This window comes from Pontibacter diazotrophicus (assembly GCF_003367245.1).
In the GTDB taxonomy this organism is placed as follows: domain Bacteria; phylum Bacteroidota; class Bacteroidia; order Cytophagales; family Hymenobacteraceae; genus Pontibacter; species Pontibacter diazotrophicus.
Genome location: NZ_QRGR01000013.1, coordinates 150640 through 163595, shown reverse-complemented (window position 1 = coordinate 163595; position 12956 = coordinate 150640). Strand labels below are relative to the sequence as shown.

General features: G+C 47.3%; 9 protein-coding genes. 5 read left to right on the top strand and 4 right to left on the bottom strand.

The features are described from left to right. Positions 1 to 214 precede the first annotated feature (214 nt). Complete coding sequence (locus DXT99_RS13685) at positions 215 to 1243, top strand: LacI family DNA-binding transcriptional regulator (RefSeq protein WP_115566123.1); 1029 nt, start codon at positions 215 to 217, stop codon at positions 1241 to 1243. A 107-nt stretch (positions 1244 to 1350) separates the two neighbouring features. Here DXT99_RS13685 and DXT99_RS13680 read toward each other — a convergent pair whose 3' ends face one another. The 4 genes from DXT99_RS13680 to DXT99_RS13665 form a co-directional block, all read right to left on the bottom strand. Beyond that, positions 1351 to 2529, bottom strand: a complete 1179-nt coding sequence (locus DXT99_RS13680) for an endo-1,4-beta-xylanase (RefSeq protein WP_115566122.1) — start codon at positions 2527 to 2529, stop codon at positions 1351 to 1353. Between the two features lie 49 nt (positions 2530 to 2578). Then, entirely contained in the window at positions 2579 to 3337 is a 759-nt protein-coding gene (locus DXT99_RS13675) for an SDR family NAD(P)-dependent oxidoreductase (protein ID WP_115566121.1), read from the bottom strand. Between the two features lie 20 nt (positions 3338 to 3357). Continuing rightward, positions 3358 to 5520 carry an alpha-glucuronidase family glycosyl hydrolase gene (locus DXT99_RS13670; RefSeq protein WP_115566120.1) on the bottom strand — a complete coding sequence of 721 codons (2163 nt, stop codon included), beginning with the start codon at positions 5518 to 5520 and terminating at the stop codon, positions 3358 to 3360. A gap of 73 nt (positions 5521 to 5593) precedes the next feature. Beyond that, positions 5594 to 6625 (bottom strand): LacI family DNA-binding transcriptional regulator, encoded by a 1032-nt coding sequence (locus DXT99_RS13665; protein ID WP_115566119.1) that lies wholly within the window; start codon positions 6623 to 6625, stop codon positions 5594 to 5596. A gap of 788 nt (positions 6626 to 7413) precedes the next feature. Between DXT99_RS13665 and DXT99_RS13655 the strand changes: the two genes are divergently transcribed. The 4 genes from DXT99_RS13655 (at position 7414) to DXT99_RS13640 (ending at position 12395) form a co-directional block, all read left to right on the top strand. Then, complete coding sequence (locus DXT99_RS13655; protein ID WP_115566117.1) at positions 7414 to 8811, top strand: Gfo/Idh/MocA family protein; 1398 nt, start codon at positions 7414 to 7416, stop codon at positions 8809 to 8811. Between the two features lie 36 nt (positions 8812 to 8847). Then, a complete protein-coding gene (locus tag DXT99_RS13650; protein ID WP_115566116.1) occupies positions 8848 to 9687 on the top strand; it encodes a ThuA domain-containing protein in 840 nt (279 codons plus the stop codon). A 72-nt stretch (positions 9688 to 9759) separates the two neighbouring features. Then, entirely contained in the window at positions 9760 to 11157 is a 1398-nt protein-coding gene (locus DXT99_RS13645) for a putative oxidoreductase C-terminal domain-containing protein (protein ID WP_220273391.1), read from the top strand. A 53-nt stretch (positions 11158 to 11210) separates the two neighbouring features. Continuing rightward, a complete protein-coding gene (locus tag DXT99_RS13640; RefSeq protein ID WP_115566114.1) occupies positions 11211 to 12395 on the top strand; it encodes a Gfo/Idh/MocA family protein in 1185 nt (394 codons plus the stop codon). The last annotated feature ends 561 nt before the right edge of the window (positions 12396 to 12956 follow it).

The following is a 12956-nucleotide window of genomic DNA, read 5'->3' as shown; positions in this document are numbered from 1 at the left end:
TTAGCAGCTTATGGGTTTGTTTTCGCTTCTTTTCAAGAAGATGCCAGCTTTTATGCCAACGTTGGCATAAATTTGTAAACTTTTATTTATATTCACAAGTGTTTACTTACTTAATCTTAAAATAAGTGTAGTAGATACACCTTTTTTTGGCTATGAAAGATAAAAGAAGTTTTACATTTGTTAACTCCCAGTTTCTAATTTTTAGTACAAGCCGTTGAAGAAAGTTACCATACAGGACATTGCAAAAGAGCTAAATATTTCTTTTTCAACTGTAGCCCGTGCATTGAATGATCATCCGGCCATTAGTGAGGCTACTAAAAAGCTTGTGCGGGAAGCAGCTCAAAAGCTTAATTACCGCCAAAACAAACTCGCCTCCTCTCTCCGCTCCGGCCACAGCTACACTATCGGCATTATGGTTCCCAGCCTGGGTGTCAGCTTCTTTAGCTCTGTAGTGCATGGTATCGAAAAAATTATGAATGAAAACGGCTACAGCATCCTGCTTTACCAGTCGAATGAGTCCTATGAAAGCGAGAAGAAAGGAATAGAGACATTCCTGAACTCCAGGGTGGCGGGCATCATTGCCTCTGTTGCAAAGGAGACGACACAGTATGAGCACTTTTTTGAAATTCAGAAGCGAAATATTCCGCTTCTGTTTTTTGACCGGGTGGCAGAAGGGCTTCAGGTACCTGCTGTAACGATAGATGATTACAAAGGCGGTTTTCTGGCGACAGAGCATTTAATAAGACAAGGCTACAAACGCATTGTGCATATTACAGCCGGGCAAACCATTGGTATTTTCAAAGAACGATTGAGAGGTTATGTAGATGCCCTCCAGTTATATGGCTTGCCTGTAGACAAAAGCCTCATCCTGTACGGGGACTTCTCGCTTGACTTTGGCCGCCAGTGCGTGCAGGAGCTATACCAGAAGAAAGTAGCCTTTGATGCTGTTTTCGCCCTCGAGGATTTTACAGCAATGGGTGTGCTGCAGCAATTACTTGATTATAAGGTGCGGGTGCCAGAGGAAGTGGGAGTAATCGGCTTTGCCAATGAATCGTTTGGTGCACTGGTTACTCCCGGTTTATCCTCTATTGATCAGCAAACGGTTCCTATGGGAGAAGCCGCCGCTGAGCTTTTTTTAAAGATGCTGCGATCAGAGGATTTGTACAACAATCTGCCAAAACACATTGTGCTTGACCCTCACCTGATTGTCAGAGGTTCTACAGAACGCCTGGCTTCTTCTTAATGGCGCTTCGGCAATAGCAGGAAAGCGGCACAAGCTATCTCTTAAAAAAAACCTCTGGAGCCTTTTCTCTTAATGATATAAAACCCCAGAGGCTTCTCTTATATATCTTATCTCGCTGCAGCTTCCAGCACAGCATTATAAGCTGGCTTCGGCTGGTACTGGCGGTCGAACAGCATCGGGTAGCTTGTGCGGCCACGAATCGGCCAGTTGTTCAGCCAGGAGTCGTTGTCTGTTACGCCCCAGAAGGTAACGCGGCTGATTTTATCGTTGTGCTTTCTGAACAGGTTAAATATATCCGTATAACGTTTTGTCAGTTGCTGCTCCACAGAGTCAGGCAAGCCAGTGGTATACACGTTATACTTTTCATCAAACTCAAACGTCGCGTCTATATCTGCCCCCTGCCTGTTGCTCGGGTTTGGCAACACATCAATGTCCAGCTCCGTGATCATCACCTTCACACCCAATTCTGAGTATGCGACAATAGCTTCCTCTATCTGCTCAAGGGTAGGGCTGTTATCCTGTACTCCCCAGTGCCCCTGCATGCCAATGCCATCTACTTTAATGCCCTTCGCCTGCAGGTTGCGCACCAACAGGATCGCTCCGTCGCGCTTTGCGGGCTTCCACATGTTGTAATCGTTGTAGTACAGCTCGGCATTAGGAGCGGCCTTGCGGGCAAACTCATAGGCTTTCTCCAGGTACTCTTCCCCTATTATCTCGTGCCATTTGCTCTTGCGCAGTGTACCATCGTCGTTCAGGGCCTCATTCACCACATCCCAACCGTCTATTTTGCCACTGTAGCGCCCGGCCACCGCATTAATGTGGTCCTCCATACGCTTCAGCAGCACTTCTTTGCTCACTGGGTTTCCCTGCTCATCCTCGAAGACCCAATCTGGCGTCTGGTTATGCCACACCAGTGTGTGCCCCACCACAAACATATCGTGCTGCTCGCCTAAGGCCACAAAGTTGTCTGCAGGCTCGAAGTTATAAGTATCAGGTTTAGGATGTACTGATTCCCACTTCAGCAGATTCTCCGGGCTGATGGTATTAAACTGCTCCTGTATCAGAGAGATCGCCTGCGCATCGTTGTTACTTACCTGCCTGTGGTTTAAAGCAGCCCCAATGTAAAAGTCGTCTTTAAAAGCCTCTTTTAAAGACGTAGGAGTCGTTTCAGCTGTTTGTACCGCAGTTTCCCGGTCCTCTGTAATAACCTGATTAGAGTCTGCGCAGGAAGTTGCCAGACAGGCAGCTAAAAGGGAGGGAGCAATAAGGACTTTATATAATTTCATTGTTCAAGATTTGTATGATGCTCTGATTGGAAGAGTTATGTCCTGTTCATTAAAAGCCAATGGAGTTACCGCCATCCACAGGTAGCACGGTTCCGGTTACATAGTTCGCTCCTTCGGTAGCGTAGAAGTACACGGCATCCGCCACGTCTGCCGGCACGCCAAGTTTGCCCATTGGTGTTCTGGACAGCACCTTGTTCTTACGTTCCGGGTCGTTGTTAAGGGCTTTGGCCGACATGTCGGTGGCAATAAAGCCCGGCGCTACGCAGTTCACCCGGATGCCTTCCGGAGAGAGTTCTACCGCCATGGCTCTTGTCATACCTTCGATAGCAGATTTAGAGGCGGTATAGGCGATTACTTTCGGAATACCATACTGTGAGGCCATGGAACTGATGTTGACAATTGTCCCTTGTTTCTGCGGCAGCATCACCTTTACCACTTCCCTACTCAGCGAAAATATAGCGGTCACGTTTGTGAGGATGATCTTCTGGAAATCTTCATCGGTTACCTCCGTGAAAGGCTTCTTCATGTTAATGCCGGCGTTGTTCACCAGGATGTCGATCCTGCCGTACTCCTTTGCAATATTTTCCACCAGTTCAGGGATACCCTGCAGGTTACTTAAGTCAAAGGAAATGGTGGAGCACAGTTCACCGAAGGCCTCTTTCGCAGCGTCCAGTTTCTCCTGATTCCGGCCAATCACAATGGTGCGGATGCCGCTTTGTACAAATTTCTCAGCAATAGCATAACCTAACCCGGATGCTCCTCCGGTTACAATGGCTATCTTTTGTTCTGATGTGGGATTTTCGTTCATGTCTGATGTTAATGTCTTGATTAAATACCGGGAACAAACTTAGGGTCCAGTTGCATGTAGTACTCCAGTGTATGCTCCGGTTCTTCCAGGCCTTGTGGTATAGGTCTCTTTGAGAAAGTCTGGAAATAAAGCAGGCAGGCGTCGCGCCACCACTTGGCTTCCTGTTCCTGAACGGCAAGGAGCATTTTCACATGATTGAATCTTTCTTCGTCTATCATTCCCTCCACCGTATTCCAGGTTTGCTGCATCTGCCGCACCGTGTCTACGCCAGCAGTATAGCGGTACGCCAGCTCATCCCAGAGTATTCTGCCTGAATTCGTTTTATAATCCCAGGGCACGTGATGGAACCACAGCAGGTATTTCTCCGGGCACTTCTTAATATTGCCGAACTGCTTTTGTACCGGGGGGAAATACTGGGCAACAGCGTTACTGCCTGTTTTGGTGCGGTCGAATCCTATCCCGTTTTCATCTGCCTGGTGGTAGTACACGGAGGTCCAGTCGGCGCGCGGCTTATCCTTTATCCATGGCCCCGGCCCGTAGTGGTGTGACCAGCCCATGAGGTGGTGCAGGCCAAGCGGCGTCATGTAATTTACAATGGCTTCATGCGAGTTCAGCATCATCGTTTTTACAGGATCCACAAACTTATCTTTATTCGTGAAGGTCATCTTGATCCACTCATCGGCTATTTCTTCGGAGGAAATGGAGTGGTCCCAGGCGAGGCGGCCGAAGGTATACCAGTTAGACTGCGCAAACTGGTGCCCTGTCCAGTTGCGGTCGGTGCCAATGTTGCTGACACCTGCTATGGCTGACAGTTTGTTGTTGTCCAGCGTTCCGTCTACTACCTTGGCTACGGTTGAGCCCTTGCCTTTGGCATAGGTATCTGACTCCAGCACTTCTTTGTATAGAGGCGCCAGGTAAGCCAGGTTTGTTCCCTGCCCCAGGTATTCCTGCGTAATCTGGAACTCCATCATCAACTTCGTATTGGGCATAGCGCCAAACAGTGGGTGGAAAGGCTCACGCGGCTGAAAGTCGATGGCACCGTTCTTTACCTGCACCAGTACATTGTCGCGGAACTTGCCATCTAATGGCTTGAATTCATTGAAAGCCTGCTTGTGGCGGTCATCAGGCGTATGCTCACTGTACACAAATGCCCGCCACATCACAATACCGTTATGGGGTGCCACCGCATCGGCCAGCATGTTCGCGCCGTCTGCCTGCGTTCTCTTATAGTTGTGGGGGCCTGGCTGTCCTTCCGAATCAGCTTTCACCAGGAAACCGCCGAAATCAGGAATGTAGCTGTATATTTCATTTGTCTTCTCTTTCCACCAGGCCTGTACCTGCGGGTCCAGCGGGTCAGCGGTTTTCATCCCGCCAATTTCCATTGGGGCACTGAACCGGGCCGTGAGGTATACTTTAATGCCATAGGGCCGGAAAGCATCCGCAAGGGCTTTTACTTTTACCAGGTACTCTTTTGTAAGGACAAGTGCGTTTGCATTTACATTCGTCAGCACAGTGCCGTTGATACCGATAGACGCATTCGCACGGGCATAATCCAGGTAGCGCTGGTCGATATAGCCCGGTAGCCTGTGCCAGTCCCAGAGCGAGAAGCCGGCATAGCCCCTTTCCACGGTTCTGTCCAAGTTGTCCCAGTGGTTCAGCACGCGGTGCTTTATTTTGGGGGCACTTGCAACAGAAAGACTGTTGATGTCCTGGTGGGTCTGGAGGAGCCTTAAAAAATGGAATGTGCCGTACAACACGCCTACATCTGTATTGGCGGCAATGACGGTGCTTTTTCTACCGTTGATGTCTGTCGTGAGCAGCAGGTATCCTTCGTCCCCCACTGGCTTCAGCCTGTTTTCTAACCCAAGTGATTTTATAAGTGCTGAACTAGCTGGGGTACCCGCTACAACAGCTCCAGCCTGCGTTATCCTTTGGGACACAGGAACGGCTTTACCCAATAGGCCACTAAGCCCGTCTTTAAGTTCTTTTTGAGCTACCAGCAGCGTGGGCGAGTTACCTTCAAAAACCACTTCCGCCAGCGCCTGCTGATAGCCGTTTAGTTTAGCGGCATCCTCTATCTTATCATACCGCTGCCACAGCCTGTATCCGTCATCAGCATGTAAGTAATCAGTTACAAAAAAAAGCAGCAGGAGCGGAAGAATAAAAAAAAGTCTATGTCTCATAAGGTAAAGGGGTGATGCTAGTATGTAAAGCTTTTGCTATTTGTATTTGATGAAAGAAGAAAGTGCAAAGGCGCTATTTCTTCAACTTCTTTTTTAAGGATGATTCCCTGACAATCAAATCTGACCTTAGAGTGACTGTGTTTGTTATGTTAACATCTGATAAAGCGTCCAGGTAGTTAGTCAGATTTCTGGCAGCCACCTCCCCCATTTCATAGCCGGGGTAATCTATGGTTGTCAGGTTCGGCTCCACTACTCTCGTAATAGGGTCGTTGTTGAAACCGACAACGGCAATATCATCCGGTATGGCAATGCCTGCCTGCTTCAGGGCTTTCATGCAGTTTACAGCGCAAAAATCATTTGCTACAAAAATGCCATCAGGCCGCGGGTCCATCTTCAGAATTTGCTCTGCCGCTTTAATACCCGCTTCCTCCGTCAGGTCCGTTGCAATAACGGAAGCTTTCTTGTAAGGAAGGTCATTATCTACCAGCGCGTACTTAAAGCCTTTTAGCCTGTCGGTGTACACATTGATTTTCAGGTTACCTGTTATGTGCACAATGTTGCGGCAACCCTGCTCTATCAGGTGGGTGGTCGCCTTGTAAGCCGCCTGCACATTGTCTATCACGATGCTGGTGCTTTGCTTATGCTCCGCTACGCGATCATAGAATATAACAGGAATGCCTTTTTTGAAAAAAGGCTCAAAGTGCTCTATACTTTCAGAATCATGCGACAAAGACACCAGTAAACCATCGACCCTGCTGTTATACATGGTCTTGGCGTTTGCAATCTCTTTCTCCATCGTTCCCAGCGACTGGCTTATAATAAGGTTATAACCGGCCTCATTCGCCACTTTCTCCATTCCTGCCATCACAGACGACTGAAAGTTACTGTTCAGAATCGGCACGATAACGCCGATGGTGTTGGTGTGTTGCCTGCGAAGATTGCTGGCAAACAGGTTAGAGCGGTAGCCCATCTGGGCGGCTATATCATAAATCCGCTGCTTTGTCTTTTTGTTCACGGCCGGGTGGTCGTTCAGCGCACGGCTGACAGTGGTAGGTGAAAACCCGACCCCTTTCGCTATATCGTAAATGGTTATTTCCTTATCCATTATTAATTCATTATCAATCCAAGGCTAGAAATTGATTGCGTCCCTAACTTATCAGGAATTAAAAGCAGAGCTAAACATCCTTCTCACTTAGTACTCTTCCTTGGGCAACAAGTAAGGGATATTTTCTTCACCCTTGAATTTACACTCTTCAGCTTAAACATCATATCATACAGCAACTATCAACCAGTAGCTATCAACGAAGCATTCATCCCTCCTACTGCAGGATTTCCTACCTACCAACCTTATCGAAACAAATTTATGAAATCGGTTGCAATTACCAAAGAATATATTCACATTTACATTAGTGAGTAGTTACTTACATTATGCTCCCGTATATTGCGCTTGCTAGAACAATTATGTATATATTGTAAAAAGTACAAGTTGTGAATGAGCACTAACAGAACTTCTGACAAAAAACTGCTGCTGCTATGGTTCTAAAAGCTGCCGAAGCGCCAATTAACTTTACATTGGCTAAACGTAGCCGGGGATTACCTGTAGAAGCTATAGGGAAGCCTGACATAGCTGTTGCTGGAAAAAAACAGCATTATCATTTACAAATTCAGAGCAAGAGACACTACCTTATCATACTAAGGCCAATCACATTTATACAATAAGATCTGGCAACTGATATTTTATCCAAAAGCCTGATTGCCAGCATCTGCCAGCACTAAGCTTTTCTATAAATTACTCCTCTTTACCCTCTTTTGGTACCAGTAACAGCATGGCATTATAGATAATAGCAATTTTTTCCCAGCAATCATAAGTCTAACCTCTTAAACTAGAAGGCAATGCAGCACATTGAAAACGCCATTAACAGGAGAAATTTCATCAAAGCTACAGCAACAGGAGCTTTAACCACTTCCCTGGGGATAAGTGGCTTTCCGACCATTTTGCCGGCATCTGTATTTGGCAAGAATGCACCCAGCAATCGCATCAACGTTGGCGCCATTGGCACGGGGCGTATTTCCCTTGGCCATGATATGCCGGGAGTGATGCAGTATGACACGGCAAGAATAATGGCAGTTTGCGATGTGGACAGCAAGCGGGCTGAGATCGGCAAAAAGTTCGTGAACGACTATTATGCTAAGAATAACGGGAAGGCTTATGATGGCGTGACCTTATATACAGACTTCCGGGAACTGATACAAAACAAAGACATTGATGCCGTTATTATTAGCACGCCCGACCACTGGCACGCCCCCATTGCTATTCTGGCAGCCGAGGCAGGAAAAGATATTTACATGCAAAAACCGGCCTCTCTCACCATCAGTGAAGGCAGAGCGATGAGTAACGCTGTTCACCGGACAGGCCGTATTCTGCAAATAGGAAGCCAGCAACGTTCTTCGCCGCAGTTCCGCTACGCTGCCGAGCTGGTGCGGAACGGACGGATTGGAGAGTTAAAAACAGTATCGATTGGTTTACCAGGCGATCCGGGCGGAGACGAAGAGCCGCCGATGCCCATCCCGGAAAACCTGAATTACGACATGTGGCTGGGCACTACCCCCTATGTGTACTACACAGAGAACCGGGTACATCCTCAAAACAGCATTGAGGCCAGACCGGGCTGGTTACGTTGTGAGCAGTTTGGTGCCGGCATGATCACGGGTTGGGGCTCCCACCATATTGATAGTGCGCATTGGGCAATGGATACTGAATATACCGGCCCAATAGAGGTTTCAGGATGGGCCGAATACCCTGCATCCGGACTGTGGGATGTGCATGGCAAGTTTCAGACAGAGTCCTTGTATGCGAATGGCGTGAAAATGATTGTGAATAATGAGTTCGATAACGGGATTAAGTTTGAAGGCACTGAGGGATGGATCTTTGTAACCCGTGGTGATTATGCCGCTACTGCCAGCGACCCGGTGTCCAAGAAAAAAGGCAGCAAAGCACTCACAGCCAGCAATTCCAAGATCATCACTTCTGTTATAGAACCGAACGAAATCCATTTAACAGATAGCAAAGAGCACCATGGAAACTGGCTGGAGTCAATCAAAACACGGCAGCCCCCTATTGCCCCTGTTGAGGTGGGGCACCGCTCCTGCTCTGCCTGCCTTGTTCAGCAAATTGCCATGAAGTTGAAGCGAAAAGTATACTGGGATCCGATCAAAGAACGCTTCAGGAATGACGATGAAGCAAACAGCATGCTATCACGGCCGCAGCGTTCGCCATGGGCGATTAGTTAAAAAACTTTCAATCTTTAATTTCCTCCAGTTAGTTTTATGAAGCCACTCTCTTACTTTATTCTCTTTTGTTTCCTGTTAGGAACCCTGACTTCCTACAGTTATGCACAACCTGCCAACACAGTTGATTGGAAGAAAGTAAATGTGCTGGTGTATACTAAGAACGGGAAAGGCTATGTGCATGACAACATTCCGCATGCGGTAAAGGCTATTCAAAAGCTCAGCCAGGAAAAGGGGTTCAAGGTAGATGTCACGGATGACCCGGCAGCTTTCACAGAACAGAATTTAAAGAAGTATACCTTTCTTATGTTCCCCAGCACCAACAACGATGTGTTTGACACGGATGAGCAGCGCGTGGCTTTCCGCCGGTACATCGAAGCAGGAGGAGGCTTTGTAGGCCTGCATTCTGTTACCGGCACCGAACGGAACTGGAAATGGTTTAAACAGATGGTAGGAGGCACTTTTTTATGGCATCCCACTTTCCAGCCAATCAAGGTGAAGGTAATGGATAAGGCACATCCAACAGTACAGGGTTTGCCGGAAGTATGGGAAAGAGCCGACGAATGTTATTTTTTGAAAGAACTATACCCGGGCATAAAAGTAGTGATGGCGCACGACTTAAGTTCTTTAGATAAAAAAGAAGAAGAGAAGATAAAAAGCGCCTCCGCCCCATTTGCAGATTATTACCCGGCCGCCTGGTACCAGAATTTCGACGGCGGCACCATTTGGATAACGACCCTGGGGCATGACAAGCTTTCGTATGAAGACCCAATTTTCATGAAGCATGTCCTGCAGGGTATGCACTTTGTAGCGAGCCAAAGCAAAAGCCTGAATTACACGAAAGCATACGCTACCACTAAAGACAACCCTCTTCCGTAATTCAGACCTTATCCTTCCGTTATGCTACATAGAATTTCCACTTTAACATTCACGGCAACAGCTTTATCCGTCATGCTTTCCTGCTCAACCAAGACACAGGAAACCAACACAGAAGCTATTGCTGCCAATAACGAGGCAACGGTGACTTCTTCGGAAAGAATAAAATTAATTACCCTGAATCCGGGTCATTTTCATGCTGCGCTGGTGCAGAAGAGCATGTATGACAACGTAGATCCGGTGGTGCATGTATATGCGCCCGCAGGAGACGACGTACAGGAGCATCTCAAAAAGATTGAGGCATATAATACCCGACCGGAAGCACCTACGCAATGGAAGGAAGAGGTGTATACCGGAGATGATTACCTGCAGAAAATGCTAGCTGATAAAGCGGGCAATGTGGTCGTCATCGCTGGAAATAACCAGAAAAAGACGGAGTACATTAAAACGTCCGTAGATGCTGGTTTGCATGTGCTGGCTGACAAACCCATGGCCATCGACACAGAAAGCTTTGGTTTACTGAAAGAGGCTTTTGCATCGGCCGAAAAAAACAATGTACTGCTCTACGACATCATGACAGAGCGCTACGAAATTACCACCATGCTGCAACGGGAGTTCTCTATGCTGCCCGAGGTTTTCGGAACTTTGCAGAAAGGCACGCCTGCTGATCCGGCTATTACGAAGGAAAGCGTCCACCATTTCTTTAAGTATGTTTCGGGTATGCCACTAAAGCGACCGGCCTGGTTTTTTGACGTTACACAGGAGGGCGAGGGCATAGTAGATGTCACCACACACCTGGTAGACCTGGTACAATGGGAATGCTTTCCGGAGCAGGCCATCGATTATGAGCAGGATATTATCCTTACAGGCGCCCGCCGCTGGGCAACAAACCTAAGCCCAGCCCAATTCAATCAAGCAACCGGACTGGCTGCCTACCCGGCCTACCTATCAAAAGATATAGGGAAAGACAGTTCATTGGCAGTGTACTCCAACGGCGAAATCAATTACCAGGTAAAAGGCATCCACGTGAAAGTATCTGTTATCTGGAACTACAAAGCACCTGAAGGGGCCGGCGACACCCATTTCTCTTTGATGCGGGGCACGAAAGCCAACCTAGTGATTCGCCAGGGGCAGGAACAAGGCTATAAGCCTCAACTCTCTATTGAGCCAGCCAAAGGAACTGATTTAGATGCCTTTGAAAAAACGCTGCGAGCAAACATGGCTACCGTACAGCAAAAGTATCCCGGGGTAGAAATAAGCAAATCCGGGAACGGCTGGGTTGTTACGGCACCAGAAAAATATCATGATGGCCATGAAGCGCACTTCGGACAGGTTACAGAGAAGTTCCTCCTGTATTTAGCTGAAGGAAAAATGCCGGATTGGGAAGTGCCTAACATGATTGCAAAATACTACACCACAACAAAGGCACTGGAGATGGCGAAACAAAAAGGCAACCCTACTTCCAGGAGATAGCAAGCGCCTGCACACATATTTCTTCTAATCACTCACCATACCTCATACAGAACATGAAAAGCTTTCCATTTGAACGCCGTAAGTTTATCAGAGACACCGTTACAACTGCAGCCGGCCTGGCCATGTTTTCAGCCTTTCCTCAGGAAGCAATGGCCTCACCGGAAAGCCTGTCCGCTAAGTCGTTGAAGAGTGGCCAGGAGGAGAATAAAGGAGCTGTGGTTGCCCCGCGTATCCGCTTCTCCGTCATCGGGATAAATCACGGCCACATATACGGCCAGGTGAACGCTATTAAGCGAGGCGGCGGTGAGTTTGTTTCTTACTATGCGAAAGAGCCTGAACTTCTAGAAGCCTTTGCCAAACGCTTTCCGGAGGCAAAGCTTGTTCGCAGTGAAAAAGAGATACTGGAAGACAATTCTATTCACCTTGTTCTTAGCTCCATCACCCCTAACGAACGTGCTCCGCTTGGTATCCGGGTGATGCGCCACGGCAAAGATTATATGGCAGACAAACCCGGTATTACGACACTGGAGCAATTGGCTGAAGTACGTCGTGTGCAGAAAGAAACAAAGCGCATCTACTCCATCATGTACAGCGAACGTTTCGAGAACCGGGCAACTGTTAAGGCTGGAGAACTGGTGAAAGCGGGGGCTATTGGCAAAGTGGTGCAGACGATTGGCCTGGGGCCGCACCGCATGAACTCAAAAACACGGCCTGACTGGTTCTTTGACCGCAAGCATTTTGGCGGCATTATCACAGATATAGGCTCCCACCAGTTCGATCAGTTCCTATACTTCACGGGTACTACTAAGGCTGACATTATGGCGTCGCAGGTAGGTAATGTAAACCACCCGCAATACCCTGCATTTGAAGATTTTGGCGACGTAATGGTGCGCGGCGACGGAGGAACGGGGTATATACGAGTTGATTGGTTTACGCCTGATGGGTTGAAATCGTGGGGAGACGGACGCCTGACGATACTCGGCACAGACGGCTTCATAGAAATTCGCAAAAACATAGACATTGCCGGACGAGACGGCGGCAATCACCTTTTCCTGACAGACCACAAAGAGACCCGGTATATTGATTGCAGCCAGGTACCCCTGCCTTATGGCGAACAATTAGTGGATGACATATTAAACCGCACCGAAACAGCCATGACACAGGAGCATTGCTTTCTGGCTACAGAACTAGCGCTAAAAGCCCAGCAACAGGCTCAAAAGATGATTCTTAAAGCGTAAGTAGAAACGCCTGCCTCAGGTTGTTTACAGTTGATATGCGCTTCCTTTTTTTCTATTTATTGCCCGCTGGATTTGATTTTCCACGACACTACCCAAGCTTCTTTACGCAGACTTGTTTTGTTGGGAGTGTCAACAGGAGCTTTGCGCCTTTAAACTTTTTCCGCTTTACTTCTTTTTGCTTAAAAACATTTGGAGATGCAAAATAATTAGCTATCTTTCAACGCTATAAGCTGTAACTGATTACTCACTTATCAATATAAACAGGAAGCCTTATTTCATTCAAAGACATTTAGAATAATAAGAGCGGTAAGAGATTATTATACCTCCCACGCCCAGCACAATCGATTCCAAAGTAAATCTTCCATAAGAAAAGACGAAGATTTCGCTCAATTGCAAGAATTACGATTTTAAGCAGTCAGTTTTACTCCTTTGGTATAGTAGACAGGAAATTCTAAAACCAGAGAAGCTAAAACAATCCGACTAAACCTAAAGAATCAGCAGTAATAATCAAAACAAAAATAAGAATAGTATAACATCGAAAATATCCTGCATTACAAGAGC

Bases quoted from the DNA above. Each gene is read 5' to 3' on its own strand.
- DXT99_RS13665 (WP_115566119.1), bottom strand. From the start codon at position 6,625: ATGGATAAGGAAATAACCATTTACGATATAGCGAAAGGGGTCGGGTTT.
- DXT99_RS13675 (WP_115566121.1), bottom strand. From the start codon at position 3,337: ATGAACGAAAATCCCACATCAGAACAAAAGATAGCCATTGTAACCGGA.
- DXT99_RS13655 (WP_115566117.1), top strand. From the start codon at position 7,414: ATGCAGCACATTGAAAACGCCATTAACAGGAGAAATTTCATCAAAGCT.
- DXT99_RS13645 (WP_220273391.1), top strand. From the start codon at position 9,760: ATGCTTTCCTGCTCAACCAAGACACAGGAAACCAACACAGAAGCTATT.
- DXT99_RS13680 (WP_115566122.1), bottom strand. From the start codon at position 2,529: ATGAAATTATATAAAGTCCTTATTGCTCCCTCCCTTTTAGCTGCCTGT.
- DXT99_RS13640 (WP_115566114.1), top strand. From the start codon at position 11,211: ATGAAAAGCTTTCCATTTGAACGCCGTAAGTTTATCAGAGACACCGTT.
- DXT99_RS13670 (WP_115566120.1), bottom strand. From the start codon at position 5,520: ATGAGACATAGACTTTTTTTTATTCTTCCGCTCCTGCTGCTTTTTTTT.
- DXT99_RS13650 (WP_115566116.1), top strand. From the start codon at position 8,848: ATGAAGCCACTCTCTTACTTTATTCTCTTTTGTTTCCTGTTAGGAACC.